The 17,674-nt window shown below is 71.4% G+C and carries 17 protein-coding genes; 12 read left to right on the top strand and 5 right to left on the bottom strand.

The genetic code is table 11. The features are described from left to right. Positions 1-33: 33 nt before the first annotated feature. Genes EV193_RS01355 through EV193_RS01345 form a run of 3 tightly spaced genes read left to right on the top strand, consistent with a single transcriptional unit; the run spans position 34 to position 2,559 of the window. Positions 34-1,533 (top strand): AlkA N-terminal domain-containing protein, encoded by a 1,500-nt coding sequence (locus EV193_RS01355; RefSeq protein ID WP_130342835.1) that lies wholly within the window; start codon positions 34-36, stop codon positions 1,531-1,533. After that, a complete protein-coding gene (locus EV193_RS01350; protein WP_130342089.1) occupies positions 1,530-2,030 on the top strand; it encodes a methylated-DNA--[protein]-cysteine S-methyltransferase in 501 nt (166 codons plus the stop codon). Before EV193_RS01355 ends, EV193_RS01350 begins: the two co-directional genes overlap by 4 nt. A gap of 31 nt (positions 2,031-2,061) precedes the next feature. After that, complete coding sequence (locus EV193_RS01345) at positions 2,062-2,559, top strand: GNAT family N-acetyltransferase (RefSeq protein WP_130342088.1); 498 nt, start codon at positions 2,062-2,064, stop codon at positions 2,557-2,559. A gap of 13 nt (positions 2,560-2,572) precedes the next feature. Here EV193_RS01345 and EV193_RS01340 read toward each other — a convergent pair whose 3' ends face one another. Next, on the bottom strand, positions 2,573-5,557 hold the full coding sequence (locus tag EV193_RS01340) for an AAA family ATPase (protein ID WP_130342087.1): 2,985 nt from the start codon (positions 5,555-5,557) through the stop codon (positions 2,573-2,575). Then, entirely contained in the window at positions 5,557-6,699 is a 1,143-nt protein-coding gene (locus EV193_RS01335) for a metallophosphoesterase family protein (protein WP_130342086.1), read from the bottom strand. Before EV193_RS01335 ends, EV193_RS01340 begins: the two co-directional genes overlap by 1 nt. A gap of 153 nt (positions 6,700-6,852) precedes the next feature. Between EV193_RS01335 and rmuC the strand changes: the two genes are divergently transcribed. Then, positions 6,853-7,794 carry a DNA recombination protein RmuC gene (gene rmuC / locus EV193_RS01330; protein ID WP_130342085.1) on the top strand — a complete coding sequence of 314 codons (942 nt, stop codon included), beginning with the start codon at positions 6,853-6,855 and terminating at the stop codon, positions 7,792-7,794. A 137-nt stretch (positions 7,795-7,931) separates the two neighbouring features. Further along, positions 7,932-8,711, top strand: coding sequence for a DUF6542 domain-containing protein (locus EV193_RS01325; RefSeq protein ID WP_130342084.1), 780 nt, complete (start codon positions 7,932-7,934; stop codon positions 8,709-8,711). A 41-nt stretch (positions 8,712-8,752) separates the two neighbouring features. Here EV193_RS01325 and EV193_RS01320 read toward each other — a convergent pair whose 3' ends face one another. Then, the gene (locus EV193_RS01320) at positions 8,753-9,763 is read right to left on the bottom strand and encodes a 4-hydroxy-3-methylbut-2-enyl diphosphate reductase (protein WP_130342083.1); all 1,011 of its coding nucleotides are present in this window, start codon (positions 9,761-9,763) and stop codon (positions 8,753-8,755) included. 121 nt (positions 9,764-9,884) lie between these two features. Here EV193_RS01320 and EV193_RS01315 point away from each other — a divergent pair, with 121 nt between their 5' ends. The 4 genes from EV193_RS01315 to EV193_RS01300 are packed head-to-tail and all read left to right on the top strand — an operon-like array spanning position 9,885 to position 12,574. After that, positions 9,885-10,604: a lipid droplet-associated protein gene (locus tag EV193_RS01315; protein WP_130342082.1), complete on the top strand. Its 720-nt coding sequence runs from the start codon at positions 9,885-9,887 to the stop codon at positions 10,602-10,604. Further along, positions 10,601-11,920 carry an exodeoxyribonuclease VII large subunit gene (xseA, locus tag EV193_RS01310; protein ID WP_130342081.1) on the top strand — a complete coding sequence of 440 codons (1,320 nt, stop codon included), beginning with the start codon at positions 10,601-10,603 and terminating at the stop codon, positions 11,918-11,920. Before EV193_RS01315 ends, xseA begins: the two co-directional genes overlap by 4 nt. 16 nt (positions 11,921-11,936) lie before the next feature. Then, positions 11,937-12,326, top strand: coding sequence for a sugar ABC transporter substrate-binding protein (locus EV193_RS01305; RefSeq protein WP_130342080.1), 390 nt, complete (start codon positions 11,937-11,939; stop codon positions 12,324-12,326). Further along, a complete protein-coding gene (locus EV193_RS01300) occupies positions 12,323-12,574 on the top strand; it encodes an exodeoxyribonuclease VII small subunit (protein WP_130342079.1) in 252 nt (83 codons plus the stop codon). Before EV193_RS01305 ends, EV193_RS01300 begins: the two co-directional genes overlap by 4 nt. Positions 12,575-12,615: 41 nt before the next feature. Here EV193_RS01300 and EV193_RS01295 read toward each other — a convergent pair whose 3' ends face one another. Continuing rightward, the gene (locus EV193_RS01295; protein WP_165401167.1) at positions 12,616-13,239 is read right to left on the bottom strand and encodes a DUF4245 domain-containing protein; all 624 of its coding nucleotides are present in this window, start codon (positions 13,237-13,239) and stop codon (positions 12,616-12,618) included. Between the two features lie 138 nt (positions 13,240-13,377). Here EV193_RS01295 and glpX point away from each other — a divergent pair, with 138 nt between their 5' ends. The 3 genes from glpX to EV193_RS01280 all read left to right on the top strand — a co-directional run bounded on the left by glpX (position 13,378) and on the right by EV193_RS01280 (position 16,222). After that, positions 13,378-14,466 carry a class II fructose-bisphosphatase gene (gene glpX / locus EV193_RS01290; RefSeq protein ID WP_130342077.1) on the top strand — a complete coding sequence of 363 codons (1,089 nt, stop codon included), beginning with the start codon at positions 13,378-13,380 and terminating at the stop codon, positions 14,464-14,466. A 154-nt stretch (positions 14,467-14,620) separates the two neighbouring features. Then, complete coding sequence (locus EV193_RS01285) at positions 14,621-15,406, top strand: S1 family peptidase (RefSeq protein ID WP_130342076.1); 786 nt, start codon at positions 14,621-14,623, stop codon at positions 15,404-15,406. A 201-nt stretch (positions 15,407-15,607) separates the two neighbouring features. Then, positions 15,608-16,222: a L,D-transpeptidase gene (locus tag EV193_RS01280; RefSeq protein WP_130342075.1), complete on the top strand. Its 615-nt coding sequence runs from the start codon at positions 15,608-15,610 to the stop codon at positions 16,220-16,222. Positions 16,223-16,224: 2 nt separating this feature from the next. On the opposite strand, the gene EV193_RS01275 is transcribed toward EV193_RS01280, so the two are convergent. Next, a complete protein-coding gene (locus EV193_RS01275; protein WP_130342074.1) occupies positions 16,225-17,661 on the bottom strand; it encodes an MFS transporter in 1,437 nt (478 codons plus the stop codon). Positions 17,662-17,674: the final 13 nt, after the last annotated feature.

Raw genomic sequence — 17,674 nt, 5'->3', positions numbered from 1 at the left:
TCCCGCGAGCCGGAGTGGGTTTCCGGTGGCACGATGGGTTTCGTGCTCATCGACGAAGACCTCAAGTATCGAGCCGCGGTGTCCCGCGATGCCCGGTTCGACGGCCAGTTCATCCTGGCCGTGCGGACGACCGGGATCTACTGCCGGCCGTCCTGCCCGGCGATCAAGCCGAAGCGCCGCAACGTGGAATTCTATCCGACCGCTGCCGCCGCGCAGCACGCCGGCTACCGCGCGTGCCGCCGCTGCCTGCCGGACGCCGTGCCGGGCTCGCCGGAGTGGAACGTGCGTGCCGACCTCGCCGGTCGCGCGATGCGGCTGATCTCCGACGGAGTCGTGGAGCGCGAGGGCGTCGGCGGGCTGGCGCGGCGGGTCGGGTACTCCGAGCGCCAACTGTCCCGCGTGCTCACCGCGGAACTCGGCGCCGGCCCGCTGGCGCTCGCCCGGGCGCATCGGGCGCACTCGGCGCGGCTGCTGATCGAGACGACCGCGCTGTCGTTCGCCGATGCCGCGTTCGCGGCCGGATTCGCCAGCGTGCGCCAGTTCAACGACACGATCCGCGCCGTGTTCGCGGCGTCGCCGACCGACCTGCGGATGGCTGCCAAGCGGCGGGCGCTGTCAGGCCCGCCGGCGCCGGGTCGGGTAGTGCTGCGGCTGCCGTTCCGTTCGCCGTTCGACGCGGCCGGCGTGCTCGGATTCCTCGGTACCCGGATGATCCCCGGCGTGGAGTCCATTGTGGACGGTGAGTACGCGCGCACGCTGCGGCTGCCGCACGGAGCGGCCACCGCGCGATTGCGCCCGGGGGACGAGTACGTGGAGTGCGCGCTGAGGCTGACCGACATGCGTGACCTCGGCAGCGCGGTGACCCGGCTTCGGCGGCTGCTCGATCTGGACGCCGATCCGGTCGCGGTGGACGAGGTGCTCGGCGCCGACCCGGTGCTGGCGCCCTCGGTGGCGGCGGTTCCCGGGATCCGGGTTCCGGGCAGCGTCGACGCCGGCGAGTTGATCGTGCGCGCGCTGCTCGGCCAGCAGGTGTCGGTCGCCGCCGCGCGCACCGCCGCCGCCACGTTGAGCACCTCGCTCGGTGAGCCGCTGTCCACACCGGACGGTGACCTGACGACGCTGTTCCCGACGCCCGCGGCTATCGCGGAGCGAGGGTTCGACGTGCTGACCGGCCCGCGCCGGCGGATCACGACGATCGTGTCGGTGTGCTCGGCGCTGGCGGACGGCTCGCTGGAGGTGCACGTCGGCATGGAGCCGGGTGAGCTCCGTGCGCGGCTGGAGGAATTCCCCGGCGTCGGGCCGTGGACCTCCGGGTACGTCGCGATGCGGGTACTCGGCGCACCCGACGTACTGCTCACCCAGGACCTCGCGCTGCGCAACGGAGCGGGCGCGCTCGGGCTGGAGTCCACTGTGGACTCCTTGGAATCGCGTGGCGCCGCGTGGCAACCGTGGCGGTCCTACGCGGGCATGCACTTGTGGCGCTTCGCCGGAGTCCGGCGCGCCGACAACGAAGAGAACAGGAGCACGACATGACCGAGGCATATTCGTCCACTGTGGACACCCCGATCGGACCGTTCACCGCGGTCGCCGACGCGGAAGGCGTGGTACTCGCCTCCGGCTGGACGTCCACTGTGGACGATCTGCTGCCGGTGGTCTCGCCAAGCGTGCGGCCGTCCCAAGTGATGCCGCGACCCGACCTGGGTGTGGTCACCAAGGCGGTGCAGGCCTACCACGACGGCGACCTGGCGGTGATCGACGACATCCCGGTGCGCCAGGCGTCAGGCGAGTTCCTGGAGCACGCGTGGGACGTGCTGCGGACCGTGCGAGCCGGCGAGCCGATCACCTACACCGAGTACGCCGAGTTGGCCGGTCGGCCAGCGGCGATCCGGGCGGCCGCGTCGGCGTGCGCGCGCAACGCGGCAGCGCTCTTCGTGCCGTGCCACCGGATCGTCCGGGTTGGCGGGGCGCTCGGCGGGTTCCGCTGGGGCCTTCCGGTCAAGCGCTGGCTGCTCGATCACGAGGCACCCTGAAATCGGTTGCCTGCCTGGTGAGAATGGCCTCATGACCGTCACCGTTCTCGGCAGTTGGACCGTGACCTCCACGTCGATCGACCACCCGGACGCGGTAGCCGTGCTGCGCGCGTACATGGCCGATGTGATCGGGAGCTACGGTCTCGCGGAGCCGACCGACGAGGTGGTCGACGCGCACATGGCGGAGGACACCAGCGACGACCTCGCGCCGCCGACTGGGCTGCTCGTGGTGGCGCGCCACGACGGAAAGGTCGCCGGGTGCGGGGGCCTGCGGTTCGTCAGCTCGGAGATCGCCGAGGTGAAGCGGATGTTCGTACGGTCGAGCCATCGACGGCTGGGTGGTGGCTCGGCCGTGCTGATCGCACTGGAACGGCACGCTCGGGCTTGCGGGATCAGTCGGTTGCGGCTGGACACCCGGCACGATCTGGTGGCCTCGCACGCCCTCTATCGCTGTCACGGGTTCGCCGAGGTGCCGGCGTTCAGCTCCGGTCCGTACACCGAACGCTGGTTCGGCAAGGAGTTGAACTGAACTCGGTGTACGGCTACGCCGCCTCGGTGATCGCCGAGGTCAGTTCGAGCGTCGAGCCCGAGCGCGACTTGTGCACTCGCAGCTGGACCGGGATGCGCTGACGCAGTTCCTCCACGTGGGACACCAGGCCCACGGTTCGCCCGCCGGCCCGCAGTTCGTCGAGCGTGTCCATCACGACGTCCAGCGTGTCGGCGTCCAACATGCCGAACCCCTCGTCCACGAACAGCGTGTCGAGCAACGCGCCGCCCGTCTCGGCCGCCACCACGTCGGCGAGCCCGAGCGCCAGCGACAGTGACGCGAGGAACGACTCACCGCCAGACAGCGTCTTCGCGGGCCGGACCGTGCCGGAGTAGTCGTCGAGCACGTCGATGCCGAGCCCACCTCGGGTGCCGCGTGCTCCCGCGGCGTCGGAGTGCACGAACGAATAGCGGTCCTGGCTCATCCGGCGCAGCCGCGAGGTCGCCGCGACGACGACCTCCTCCAGCCGCGCCGCCAGCACGTAGGAGCGCAACGACATGCGCCTGGAGTTCTGACCGCGACCGTTCACCACGTCGGTGAGCGCGGCCAGTTCAGCGAATGCGTCCTCGATCGGAGCGAGCTCGTCCCAGGCGCGGCGCAGCCGTTCGGCGAGCGCCTCGACCCGTGCCGCCGACTCCCGGAGTGCGTGCAGTTCGTTCGCCGCCCGCTCGGCTTCGCGGCTTCGGCTGTCCACTGTGGACTCGAGCGTGGTGAGATCGACCTCGGTATCGGCGTGGATGCCGAACAGTTCAGGATCGGCGAGGATCGTGTGCGCGGTGCCACGCTCGGTCTCCAGCTCGGCGATCCGCTGGTCGAGCTCGGCGATCTGCTCGTCGGTCCTGGCCGCGGTGACGGCCTTCTTGGCGCTGGTGAACCCAGCGTCGCTCGCCGCCGTGGCCAGCTCCGCTCGTTGCTCGTCGGCCCGGCGCTGATGGTCCGCGAGCCCATGGGTGAGCGTGGCCAGGTCGGCCAGCTTGTCGGCCAGGTCGACCAGGTGCGCCCGCCGCGCGAGCACGTCGGGGTGATCGCCGCGGGCCTCGTCGAGGCGGGCCGCGCGGGCGGCCATCGTGTTGACCACGGTGCCGTGCTCGGCCCGCAACGTGGCCAGCTCCGCCTCGATATCCGTGCGCTCCTGTGTCAGCCGTTCCGCCTGGCGTTCGGCGTCGGCGAGCTCGGCGCGGCAGCGCTCCGCCCGCTCGGCCTCGACCTCCGCGGCGTGTCGCTCCTGGTCGGCCGCGGCCAGCAGGTCGGGCAGCTTGTCGATCTCGTGGCCGTCCAGCAGGCGCAGTAGGCCGTCGACCGTGCCGCGTGCGCGCTGCGCGGCCTGCTCGGCGGCGATGCGGTGCTCTTGTGCCGCGCTCTCCTTGTGCTGCAACAGTTTCTCGTGCTCAGCGGTGACGTTGTCGTCGGTGGACTCCGCCGGAGCCGGGTGCTCGGCAGAGCCGCACACCGGGCACGTCTGCCCGTCGGCGAGCTGGCTGGCCAGCTCGGCGGCCATGCCGTCCAGGCGCAGCCGGCGCACCTCCAGCAGGCGTTCCCGTGCCTGCTGGTGTGTGTCCACCGCATCGCGGAGTTGGTCCTCGGCGGTGACCAATGCGGCGCGCGCGTCCGGCAGTTCGCCGGCCGCCCTGTGTAGACGCGTCAGGTCGTCGCGAGCCGCGGTGAGGCCGTCGAGCCGGGCCGCCGCCGTGCTGGACGACTCCACCGCCGTGCGGAGTGCGGTCAACCGGTCCGGCAACGCTTCGAGCTTGTCGGCGGCCGTACTCGCCCGTCCCTCGGCCCGCGTGATCATCGCGGACAGCCGCTCGATCCGCTCGTGATCTCGGCGCTGCTGCTCCGCGTCCGCCGCCAACTGGGCGAGACCGCCGGCCTCTTCGCGCAACCCTTCCGCGTGCGTGCGGAGGGCCGCCACCTCGGTGTCGTCGGGTCCGCCGAGAGTCGCGACCGCACGGCGCGCCCCGTCGCGGCGCTTCGTCAACTCGCGGCACTCGTCGTCCAGGCGCTCCAGCGCGCGGTAGGCGGTGATCAACGGCGCCGCCCGGCGCGCCGCGTCCCGCTCGCGAAGCCACGCCTTCCGTTCCGGTTCAAGGGATTCGCATCGTTCGAGCATTGCCTGTGCCGCCCGGACCCGGCGCACCCGGTCGGCCAGTGCTCGTGTCTCGGCCAACTCGGCGACCGCCGCGTCGCGGGCCGCCGCGGTGGCCACCGACCGCTGGCCGGCCTCACCGGCGTTCTCGTCGAGCTGCTTGATCAGCGAGCTGAGCCATTCCTTGTCGGCGGCGTCGTGATCCTCCGGAGGCTCCTCGTCCGCCGCCTGCGCCACCCGCGCGACGAGCTCCCGAACGCGGTGCTTGCCCGCCTCGACCACCCGGCCGCGTTTCTGGCGCCGCTCTCGGAACCAGTGCTCGACGTCGGCGAACCGCTCGGTGCCGAATAGCCGCTCCAGCAGCTTCTCCCGTTCGGCCGTGTCCGCGCGGAGGAAGCGCGCGAACTCGCCCTGCGGCAGCAGAACGACCTGGAAGAACTGCTCCTTGTTCATGCCGAGCAAGCGCTGCACGGTCAGCCCGACCTCGTCGACCCGGGTGATCCCGTCCGGTGGCTGTCCACTTGGGACGGACCCGATCCAGGTGAGCGAGGCCTTGGTCGGCTGCTTCGTCGTGCCGTTGCCGCGCCGTTTGAGCCGCAGGTACTCGGGACGCCGCATCACCCGCAGCCGCTGCCCCTGCACGGTCAGCTCGAGCACGACCTCGGTCGGGGTGTCCGGGTCGGCGTAGTCGCAGCGCAGCCGTTTCGCCTCGTCGCGCACACCGGGGACCGCGCCGAACAACGCGAACGCCACCGCGTCGAGCAGGCTCGTCTTGCCGGCGCCGGTATCGCCGTGCAGCAGGAACAGCCCGTCCGCGCCGACGTCATCGAAGTCGACCACCTCGCGGTGGGCGTACGGGCCGAAGGCGGTGAGCTCGAGGCGGTGCAGGCGCATCAGCCCTCCTCCCTGCCCACGGCGACGAGCGCCTCGTCGAGCAGCCTCCGCTCCCGCTTGGAGGGCGCCTCACCCCGGCAGTCAGCCACGAAGTCGTGCGCCATCTCCTGGTCGGAGCGCCCGCGTACGGCCTCGGTGTATTTCAGCCGCGGCGCCGTGGACTCCGGCGACCACACCAGGTGGACCGCGTGCGGGAAGCGCTCCTGCAACCGGCGCAGGGGATCGGTCGGCCGAACCGGGTCGGTCAACTCGACGGACAGGTAGTGGTCGACGAGACGCTCGTGTTCGCCGTCGAGCAGCAGATCGTCGAGCCGGCCGCGCAGGGTGGCCAGGCGACGCGGCACCGGCAGTTCGTGCCGCTCGACGGCGCCCAGCCCGTCGGCGTCCAGATCGACCAGCCACACCGACTTGTGGTGGTTCACCTCGGAGAACGAGTACGCCAGCGGGCTGCCCGAATAGCGGACGTGCTCGGCGAGGCGCTGCGGCCCGTGCAGGTGACCCAGCGCCACATAGTCGACCCCGTCGAACACCGACAGCGGTACGTGCTCGACGCCGCCGACCGCGATCGTGCGCTCGGAGTCGCACGCGGCGCCGCCGGTCACGAACGCGTGCGCGAGCACGACCGACCTGGTTCCACCCGCGCGCTCGGCGAGATCAGCGCGCACCCGCCGCATCGCCTCGGTGAGTACGCCGGCGTGCCCCTTCGCGTCCGGTACGGCCAGGGCGTGCCGCGCCGGCTCCGGTTCGAGATACGGAATCCCGTACAGGGCGACGGGTCCGTGCTCGTCGTGGAGCACCACGGGCCGGTCCAACTCCGCGGTGCGAGTGCGGAGGTGGAGCCCGCCAGCGGCCGCGAAGTCACTGAACGCGCCGAGGCGCGCGGCCGAGTCGTGGTTGCCCGGGGTGATCACGATCTCCGCGCCGGCCGCTCTGATCCGCGCGAGCACGCGCGTGCACACCTGGACCGCCTCGGCCGCCGGCACCGCGCGGTCGTAGATGTCGCCGGCCACCACGACGGTGTCCACGCCCGCGTCGGCGACGAGATCGGCGAGCCCGCCCAGCACCGACTCCTGCTCGGCGAGCAGGTCGCGGCCGTGGAACGTCCGTCCCACGTGCCAGTCGGATGTGTGCAGCAATCGCATGCCGCCAAGTTACGGCCGAATGGCGATGAATCGTGGGAGGCACGCCGTGGTTCACTCGAACGTGTGTTCGACAGTGATTTCTGTCGGTGCGGCGGGTAATGATCGATAGCGAGCCCGGCGGACGCCGGGTGGTGAGGTCGGGAGGAGGTCCGTGTGAGCGTCGTGGTCGGTACCGCCGGGGTCGTCGTGGCAGTGCTTCTCGCGTTGGCGATCGCCCTGGTGTGGCGGCTGTATCGGGACAGCGTGCGCCGGGCGGACGCGGCGATGGAGCTGGTGCGCGCGGAGCGTTCGCGAGTGGACGCGCAGCAGCAGGCGCTGCGTCGCTACGAGGTCGCGTTCGCGTCCATCAGCGGCCGCGGTGAGCTGGGCGAGCAGGTGTTGGTGGAGACCGCGCGGGCGCTGGGCCTCCGCGAGGGGCCGCACTATCTGCTGCAGGCGGACCTGGCCGGGGGAGGCGCCGCGCGGCCGGACATGGTGCTGCTGGTCGGTGACGGTCGCAGAGTCCCGGTCGACGCGAAGATGAGCATGGTCTGCTGGACGGAAGCGGTCGAGACCGACGATGAGGACGAGCGGCTGGACGCGCTGCGGGTGCACGTCCGCAACATTCGCTCCAGGGCGGCCGAGCTCGCGGGCAAGGGCTATGAGCGGTGGGCGGATGCCATCTACGGGACGATCATGTTCGTGCCGTCGGACGCGGCCGTGGTCGCCGCGATGGACACCGATCCCGACCTGTTGCGGTGGCTGCTCGACCGTCGGGTTTTCCTCTGCGGGCCAACGGGTTTCGGTGTCATCGCCGCGGCGGCGCTATTCGCGGCGACCGAGCGCGCGCTCGCCGAGGACGTCGAGTCGGTGCGTGCACAGGCGGCCGCGGCGCACCGCTGTGCGGGCAACGCGGTCGACGCGGTGAACCTCTCCGGCACCCACCTGCAGCGGTTCCTGTCCGCCCGCAGGCGCGAGATCGAGGCGCTCGAGCGGTTCCGGGCCTCGGTCGCCCCGCTGACCGAGGCGTCCGGCAGTCCGAGCCAACTCGCCTCGATTCGGCGCGCCGACGACCCGACGGTGAACGGTCACGGGCAGGAGGTGGTCGTCGAGTAGCTGCCACCACAACTCCACAGTGACGGGCAACGGGCCACATGACAGCCGGCGTGCGACAGGTCACAGCACCGGCCGGACGAACCCCTGGTTTGGTGAACGGCGGCAACGGCGCGGCGGCGACGGGCTAACGTGTTGGAGTGACCGCGACCCGCGATCGCCAGAGCGATCCTGACACCGAGCACGCACCAGCAACCGCGTGGGACGAGCGCCCGATCTTCGGGACGTTCCGCGGGCTGACCTGGTGGGCCGCCGTGCTGCTCGCGCTCGGCGTCACCGCCGCCGCTGCCGCCATCGACATGGTGCGGCAAAACAAGCTGAGCCCGGTCTTCCAGGGTGCCTACTTCGTCGGCTGCGTCGCGGCCGTGTGCTGGGTCCGGCGGCGAAGCCTGTTCGGGCCGATGGTGCAGCCGCCGCTGATCCTGGCGTTGACCGTGCCGACGGTGGTCTACCTGGCCTCGGGCGCACCCATCGGGAACAGCCTGTTCTCGAAGGTGCTCACGCTGGGGACGCCGCTGATCAACGGCTTCCCGACCATGGCGATCACCACCGGCGCGACGATCCTGATCGGCGTCCTCCGCCTGTATCTGCAGCGTGACCCGGCCGTGGTGGCCCGCAACCGGGCGGCCGAGGAGCGGACCCGCAAGGTGGCCACGCGACCGGACGAGGACGGCGACCGTCCACCTCGGCAGCGGGGTGGTGGCGGGCGTCCACCGCAGGGCGAACCTCGTTCGGGCGGTCCGCGGGGGCGTGGCGCGCCCGACCGGGACGAGCGCGGCGGTCCGGCCAACCCGCCGCGGCGTGGCGGTGCCGGTGGCCAAGCCGGTGGTCGGCCTGCTCGTGACGACCAGGGCCCGGCCGGACGTGGTCGCGGGCGGCAGTCTCCGCCGCGCCGGCCCCGTGGCGGCGAGTACCGCTGATCGCGCGGCGCTGGATCAGGATCGTGTGATCGTTCGCGTGATCAGGAGCCGGTCTTGGGCAGGTCGCGGCGAAGCTCCCTCGGCAGGGCGAAGGCGATCTTCTCGTTGGCCGTGGTGACCTCCTGCACCTCGGCCCAGCCTCGCTCGGCAAGCCACGCGAGCACGTCCATGACCAGGATGTCGGGCACGGAGGCGCCGCTGGTGACACCCACGGTCACCACGTCGGTCAGCCACTCCTCGTCGATCTCCTTGGCGAAGTCGATCAGGTGGGAGGCCTTCGAGCCGGCCTGCAGCGCCACCTCGACCAGCCGCTTGGAGTTCGACGAGTTCTGCGAGCCGACGACCAGGACCAGATCACACTCGGCGGCCATCGCCTTCACGGCCACCTGGCGGTTCTGCGTCGCGTAGCAGATGTCGTCGCTGGGCGGGCTCTGCAACGCGGGGAAGCGCTCGCGGAGCTGGTCGACCCGATCCATGGTCTCGTCGACCGAGAGGGTCGTCTGGGACAGCCAGATGACCTTGGACGGGTCGCGGACGGACACCTTGTCGACGTCCTCGGGGCCGTCGACCAGCTGGATGTGCTCGGGAGCCTCGCCGGCGGTGCCCTCGACCTCCTCGTGGCCCTCGTGGCCGATCAGCAGGATGTCGTAGTCCTCCCGCGCGAAGCGCTTGGCCTCCTGGTGGACCTTGGTCACCAGCGGGCAGGTGGCGTCGATCGTGCGCAGGTTCCGTTCGGAGGCCTGCTCGTGCACGGCCGGCGAGACGCCGTGCGCGGAGAAGACCACCAGCGCGCCCTCCGGCACCTCGTCCGCCTCGTCGACGAAGATCGCGCCGCGCTCGCGCAGCGAGTCGACCACGTGCCGGTTGTGCACGATCTCCTTGCGCACGTACACCGGTGGGCCGTAGGTCTCCAGGGCTTTCTCCACGGTCACCACCGCGCGGTCCACGCCGGCGCAGTAGCCGCGGGGCTTGGCGAGCAGCACCCGCTTGCCGTTGGTGGCGTCCACCTGGTCGACGGTCGGCTGGTCGGCGGCCGGAGTCGAAGCACTCATGGCTCCAGGGTACGGGCGTCGGGCGTTCGCACCCGACCACGAGTGGCCAGCAGCACGATTGGCGGTGATAGATCCGTCAACCCGGCTGTGCAGACGGCGGCGCCTCAAGGAGACTGAGCACATGAAGCCACTGCCCCTGCCTCTGCGAGTCGCCGCGGGTTTGGCGGCCACCGCGGTCGAGCAAGCCAAGGACCTGCCGACCAAGATCGCCGGTTTCCCGGTGACGGTCGCGAGTCAGGCTCTGCAGATGTCCATGCGCGTCCAGCAGCACGTGACCGAGCTGGCGATCAAGGGTGACGAGACGCTCTCCGGCCTGCGCCCGGTCGAGGAGAACCCGTCGTGGGCGACCTTCGACGAGGACCTCGACGACGCCGAGTACGACGTCAGCCGTTCGGGCACGGTCAACGGCTCCCGGCCGAGTCGCTTCTCCCAGACGTCCGAGCCGGAGAGCTGGGAGCACTCGGCGGGCAACGGCTCCAGCGAGCCGGACCCGTGGGCACTCGAGGAGCGGGCACTCGTCGAGGAGACCGCCGCGGCGGACATCGAGGCCGACGACAGGGCCGAGATCGAGGACGCGGCCGCGACTGTCAGCGACGGGGTCGACTTCGGTGATGGCGAGCCAGCGGTGGACGGTGGACGCGACGGGGACGGTGGACGTGCCGCGCCCGAGTGGCTGGCCAACTACGACGAGCTGTCGCTGCCGCAGCTGCGCGCCCGGCTGCGCACGTTCACCCCCGAGCAGCTCGAGGAGCTGCTCGACCACGAGCGGTCCAACGCCGACCGTCCGTCCTTCGTCGGGATGCTGACCCGCCGCATCGCCACGGTCCGCGACCAGGCATGACGGGAGGTACGACAGGCCCTCCGCCGACCAGCGAGGAGGAGCCGTGGCCGGTCCGCACCGTGGCCAGGAAGATCGCCGACTGGATCAGCCGCCTCGGCACGGTGTGGGTCGAGGGACAGGTCACGCAGCTCAGCGTGCGCCCCGGCACGCAGACCGCGTTCATCACGCTGCGCGATCCCGCCGCCGACGTGTCGGTCACGGTGACGTGCCCCAGCACGCTCATCCGGAACCAGCCGACACCACTGACAGACGGCATGCGGATCGTCGTGCACGCCCGGCCGACCTTCTTCCTCAACCGGGGGACGCTCAGCCTGCGTGCCGACGAGATCCGCGCCGTCGGCATCGGCGAGCTGCTCGCGCGGATCGAGCGACTGCGCCGGTTGCTGGCCGCCGAGGGCATGTTCGACCCGGCGCGCAAGCGCAGGCCGCCGTTCCTCCCGCGCACCGTCGGGCTGATCACCGGCCGGGCGTCGGCGGCCGAGCGCGACGTGCTCGCCAACGCGCGGGCACGCTGGCCGGCCGTGCGGTTCCGCGTGGAGAACGTCGCGACGCAGGGCGGCCTCGCCGTGCAGCAGATGATCGAGGCGCTGTCCGCCCTTGACCGGGACGCCGAGGTGGACGTGATCGTCATCGCGCGCGGCGGCGGCAGCGTCGAGGACCTGCTCCCGTTCTCCGACGAGGCGCTGTGCCGGGCCGTCTCGAGCTGCCGCACGCCCGTGGTGAGCGCGATCGGCCACGAGCCGGACAGCCCGCTGCTCGACCACGTCGCCGACGTCCGCTGCTCCACACCGACCGACGCCGGCAAGCGGGTGGTGCCCGACGTCGGCGAGGAGGCTCGCCGGGTGACGCAGCTGCGTGACCGCGCGCGGCGGGCGCTGCACGGCTGGGTCGATCGGGAGCGCAGGCTGCTCGACTCGCTGCGCAGCCGGCCCGTACTGGCAGATCCACTCCGACCATTGGACCGGCACGCGGAGGCGGTGCGCCTACTGGTCGAGCGGGCGCGCCGAGCGGTACTCACCGACCTGTCCGGCAGGCACACCGCGTTGCATTCGACGAAAGCCCGCTTGACGACGCTCGGACCAGCCGCCACGCTGACCCGCGGATACGCGGTTGTCCAGCTGCTCGACCTCGGCGACCATGACGGCGACGGCTCCCACGGTGACGCGCCGTCGGTGCTGCGCTCGGTCGACCAGGTCACCGACGGCACCCGGTTGAGGGTCCGGCTCGTCGACGGTGCGCTGCACGCCGTGGTGTCCGGCGATCCCGAGCGTGCGGCACCGGTGAGCGGAGGTAGCGGCGGTGAGGCTGGGGTATGAACCGAAATTTCTTCCGTTGACCCTGTCCGTGACGGCGGACGAGGCCACTCGAGCGGCCGGCCGGCAGCCGGCCTCCGCCGTCTTACGCAGCGCCGAGGCAGCCAACTCCGCCGCAGCCGATTGCTGGACCGCACTGCTCGCCGGCTGTGACTCGGTCAGCCGCCACGCACTGCTGGCCCGGCTGCGCGAGCTGTCCGAGGCCACCTCGATCTACGCCGGCCGGGACTGGTGGTTCGGCGAGGGTGCCCGCCACCGGCGCCGGGTCGCGCGCACCCAGGCGCGCATCGAGGAGGCGGTCGCCGACCGCGACGGCGCGGACTTCGCCGAGGCGTTCGTAGGCTATGACCAGGCCGTGGCGACGGCCGTGGTGTGTGTACCGAAGACGGTTGGGAGCCGCACGACGTGAGCAGTGACGGGACAGGACGGGACACCGTCGCACCCGACGAGTTGGACTACGAGCAGGCTCGCGACGAGTTGGCCGAGGTGGTCGCCGCGCTGGAGGCCGGTGGCCTGTCCCTGGAGAAGTCGCTCGCGCTGTGGGAGCGGGGCGAGACCCTGGCCAGGGTGTGCGACCGGCACCTCGCCGGCGCGCGCGAGCGGGTCGAGACCGCGCTGGCCTCGGTCGAGAAGGAGAACGGCTCCGCCACGGCGTGACGCCGCCGGCAAGTCAGTCGCCGAGGTCAGTCGCCGTCGAGTCAGCCGCGAGGGATCGGCGCGGCGGCGAGGAACGCGGTGGCGACCGTGCGGAAGTCCTCCTCGGCCGCGTTCCCGGTGATCAGCACCGTGACGCCGTCCACAGGAACAACCCAGGCCACCTCGTCCCTGCGCGCTGGGTACACCGTCCACCGGGTGCCGGACACCGTGACCTCGCCTTTCGGTGCTGGCCGGTTCTCCTCCCGGTCCGTCTCGGCCTTCAGCAGCTCCGGCACGGTCGCCGGTGACTGGGTCAGCCGCAGGTAGGTACCCCGGTCGGTGATCAGCCCGGCCCGGACCGCCACCTGGTCCGCCGCCGCCGAGCCGACGTTGACCGCGTTGGACCGCCACGACGGCGGGAACACCGGCTGGCGCACCGGGAAGGTCACCCGTGCCGCCGCGCCGCGCAGTTCCTTCGCCACGTCCACCGACGGCGCGTTGCTTTGCTCCACGGTCGGCCCGCCGGGGCTGAACGAGCAGCCGCGCCCGAATCCGAGGATCGCCGCGATCATGACCAGCAGCACGGCCACCGCGAAGATCATGTCGCGCACCGACGCCCGCGCACGAGGCGACGCCGCCCGTGCCGAACCCGGGTCCTCCCGGGGCTTGTCCGACTCCTCCGCCACACCGCCATCGTCCCAGCAGCCACTCGCCGCCCGGACGCTCGGGGCGCGGTAACACGGCATTCCTCCCTCGCGGTAACCATCTGGGAGGATCGCCCGAGCGGGTTGTGACGGCCCGCGGCCGTCGAATCGGGAGGCAGAATGACCACCTCGAACCCCGCAACCAGCACCGACCGCGTGAAGCAGGAACACGGACGCCGTCCAGAGGCGCCCGACCGCAACCTCGCGCTCGAACTGGTGCGGGTCACCGAGGCGGCCGCGATGGCGGCGGGCCGGTGGGTCGGCCGCGGCGACAAGAACGGCGGCGATCAGGCCGCGGTGGACGCCATGCGCAAGCTCGTCGGCACGGTCTCCATGCACGGCGTCGTGGTGATCGGCGAGGGCGAGAAGGACGAGGCGCCGATGCTCTACAACGGCGAGGAGGTCGGCAACGGCGACGGCCCCGACTGCGACGTCGCCGTGGACCCGATCGACGGAACCACGCTGATGAGCAAGGGCATGCCGAACGCGATCGCCGTGCTCGCGGTGGCCGAGCGCGGCGCCATGTTCGACCCGTCGGCGGTGTTCTACATGGAGAAGATCGCGGTCGGGCCCGAGGCGGCCGACGTGATCGACCTGACCGCGCCGGTGGCGGAGAACATCCGCAGGGTGGCCAAGGCCAAGCACTCCGACGTGTCCGACGTCACGGTGTGCATTCTGGACCGCCCGCGCCACGACAACCTGGTGCACGAGGTGCGCGAGGCCGGCGCCCGGATCCACTTCATCTCCGACGGCGACGTGGCCGGCGCGATCTCCGCCGCCCGCCCGGACACCGGCGTGGACATGCTGCTCGGCATCGGCGGCACGCCGGAGGGGATCATCTCGGCGTGCGCGATGAAGTGCATGGGCGGCGCGATCCAGGGCCGGCTGTGGCCCAAGGACGACGAGGAGCGGCAGAAGGCCATCGACGCCGGTCACGACCTCGACCGGGTGCTCGGTACGGACGACCTGGTCAGCGGGGACAACGTGTTCTTCTGCGCGACCGGTGTGACGGACGGTGACCTGCTGCGCGGGGTGCACTACCGCGCAGGCGGCGCCACCACGCAGTCGATTGTGATGCGCTCCAAGTCCGGCACGGTGCGCCTGATCGACGGCTATCACCGGCTCACCAAGCTGCGGCAGTACTCCTCGGTGGACTTCGACCGGAGCACGGCAGCCGCCGGGGAGGACATGCTGCCGCCCCTTCCGTGAGGTGGCCCACCTGGACGAGTGAATGCACAGGCGCCCAGCGTCACCCCTTCGATCGACTGTGCCCCTTCCTACTTTTGAGGGTGTCACTGGAAAGGTGACGCTGGTTACCTTCCGTGCATCCCAAGACCCGTGGGACTCGGAAGGGAGCCAGAACATGAGGGCACGTTCACTGGTCGCCGGCGCTGTCGCCATCGCGGCCGTCGCGGCGGCCGGACTCGCCGCGCTGCCGGCGTCCGCCGACCAGTCGGGACCGGTCAAGCCGCTGATCGTCGGTGGCAAGCCGTCGCCCGAGCCGTACTCGTTCATGGTGTCGCTGCAGAACAACGGCAGGCACTTCTGCGGTGGCTCGTTGATCAGCCCGGAGTGGGTGATCACCGCCGCGCACTGTGTCGAGGGCGCGAGCAAGATCCAGCTGCGCATCGGCAGCCTGCAGCACGCCAGCGGTGGCGAGGAGGCCGAGTCCGCGGAGATCATTCCGCACCCGGACTACAACGGCAGCAGCCCTGGCGGCGACATCGCACTGGTGAAGCTGGCCGCGGCGGCCAAGTCCGCGCCGGTCGCCATGGCCGGCAAGGCCGACCCCGGCACGCAGTCGCGCATCATCGGCTGGGGCCAGACCACCCCGGAGCCGGGCGGCTCCGCGCCGGACGACCTGCAGGAGCTCGACACCCAGGTGCTCGACGCCAACAAGTGCACCGGTATCGACGGCAGCGTCGAGCTGTGCACCGACAACCCGAACGGTGACTCGGGCGCGTGCTACGGCGACTCCGGCGGCCCGCAGGTCGCCAAGGAGGGCGAGGGCTGGACGCTGATCGGTGCCACCAGCCGCAGCGGCAACGGCGACTCCACCTGCGCCACCGGACCGTCGATCTACACCAGCGTTCCGGCGTACGCCGACTGGATCAAGCAGAACACCGGCGGCAGCGTCACCGTGCGCTGACCCCGCTCGAACCGGCGAAAGCCCGGCCCCGCGACAGCGGAGCCGGGCTTTTTCCTGTTCTTGAACAACTCGATCGGATGACGAGAGCAACCTTTCCGGGTGACGTGGCGTCTCTAGTGGACAGTTGGGGAGTGTTTTCGCACGTCTCCATGGGGATGTCAGTCACGGGCCGGGGACGGCCGGAGCCGGCGAGGAGCCGACATGCGGTTCAACAAGCTGATCGTGGGTGCGACCGTCGCGGTGGCCGCACTGCTGTCCGCGTGCGGGTCGGGGGCGTCGGCGGACGGCTCCACCAGTTCGACCACGGCCCCGACGTCGTCGGCGGCCTCGGAGACGACCACCCAGCCGCCGTCGACCAGCACGGCCGCGCCGACCACGTCCAGCGCCAAGCCGACGACGACCACCTCGAAGTCGACTCCGAAGTCCACCACCTCGAAGCCCAGCACGCCCAAGCCCGGCCCGGCGGAGGGCGCGCCCTGCACCGCCGACGCCAGCGCCTGCATCGACCTGTCCGCGAACCGCGCGTGGCTGCTGACCGACGGCAAGGTCACCTACGGCCCGGTGCCGATCACGCATGGCCGCCCCGGCTGGCGCACCCCGCCCGGCACGTTCCGGGTGCAGTGGAAGAACATCGACCACAAGAGCCGGGAGTTCGACAACGCCCCGATGCCGTACTCGGTGTTCTTCAACGGCGGCATCGCCTTCCACGCGGGCAGCCTGCGTCAGCTGTCGCACGGGTGCATCCACCTGTCGACGGCCGCCGCCAAGGCCTTCTTCGTCCTGCCGGTCGGCGCCGTCGTCCAGGTGGTTCCCTGACCTCAGTCTTCCGGGCGAGCCCGCATCGGCAGTAGGAACGTCAGCGCGAAGCTCGCCGCGAGCAGGGCGAGCGACACCCACACAGCCGCGTTGATCGCGGAGGCGAAGCCGCTGGTCAGCGAGCTGAAGAAGACCGTGCCAAGGGTGGCGACGCCCAGCGCGCCGCCGAGCTGCTGCACCGCGGTGAGCGTGCCGGCGGCCGAGCCGGTCTCGTGTTCTTCGACGCCGGCGAGCACGATGTCGAAGAACGGCGCCATCGCCATACCCAGGCCGATCCCGACGATCGCGGTGGCCGGGGCCATCGTCCACACGGTGACGTCCGGCCCGTCGACCACGAGCATGAACACGGCGAAGCCCGCCGCGGTGATCGCCGTGCCGATGTGGATCAGCGTGCGGCCGAGCTTCTGGCTCAGCCCGGCGCCGGCGATGCCGAAGCCGACGATCATGCCGAGGGCCTGCGGCACGCTGGCGAGCCCGGCCTTGAGCGGCGGGTAGTTCAACCCGAGCTGGACGAACAGCGTGAACACCAGTCCGAAGCCGACCAGCGCGGAGAAGAACGCGAGCCCGGCGACCAGTCCGCCGGTGAACGCGCGCTTGCCGAACAGGCTCGGCATGACCAGGGTGGCGACGCCGCGCCGGTCGCGCCGCGACTCGTACCACCCGAAGAAGGCGAACACGGCGAGTGAGGCGGCCATGCCGACGAACGTCCACGCCGGCCAGCCGTGCTCGCGGCCCTGGACCAGCGGGTAGATCATCAGGATCGTGCCGAGCGTGGCCAGCAGCGCGCCGGCCAGGTCCAGCCGGGTCGTGGTGGACCGCTTCGACGCGGGGAACAGCCGCGCGGCGCCGAGCATCGTCAGCAGTCCGACCGGGATGTTGATCACGAAGATCATCCGCCAGCCGATGCCGAAGAAGTTCGCGTCCACGAGCCAGCCGGCGAGGATCGGGCCGCCGACCGCGGCCAGGCCCATGATCGGGCCGAACGCGCCGAACGCCGCGCCCAGCTCCTTGGGCGGGAAGATCTCCTTGATCACGCCAAGCCCCTGGGGCAGCATCACCGCGCCGAGCAGGCCCTGCAGCAGGCGCGCGCCGATCAGCATCTCGGGCGACTGCGCGACCGCGCACAGCAGTGACGCGACCGTGAACCCGGCGGCGCCGATCATGAACATCCGCTTGCGCCCGAACATGTCGCCGAGCCGGCCGCCCACGATCAGGCCGCTGGCCATCGCGATCGTGTAGCCGGCGCCGAGCCACTGCACGAGGCTCTCGCCGCCGCCGATCCCGGCCCTGATCGAAGGCCCGGCGATCGTGGTGATCAGCGCGTCCAGCAGGTCCATGATCTCGGCGGCCAGCACGACGAACAGCGCGAGCCAGCGCCATCGGTGGAGTGGGGGAGCAGCTCGCTCGGCCGCGTGTTCCCCGGTCAGTGCCTGTGACATGCGAAGTCTCCTC

The sequence above is a fragment of the Herbihabitans rhizosphaerae genome (assembly GCF_004216555.1).
Lineage (GTDB): Bacteria > Actinomycetota > Actinomycetes > Mycobacteriales > Pseudonocardiaceae > Herbihabitans > Herbihabitans rhizosphaerae.
Note: the sequence above shows the minus strand (reverse complement) of the source record. Positions and strands in the feature narration are given on the sequence as shown.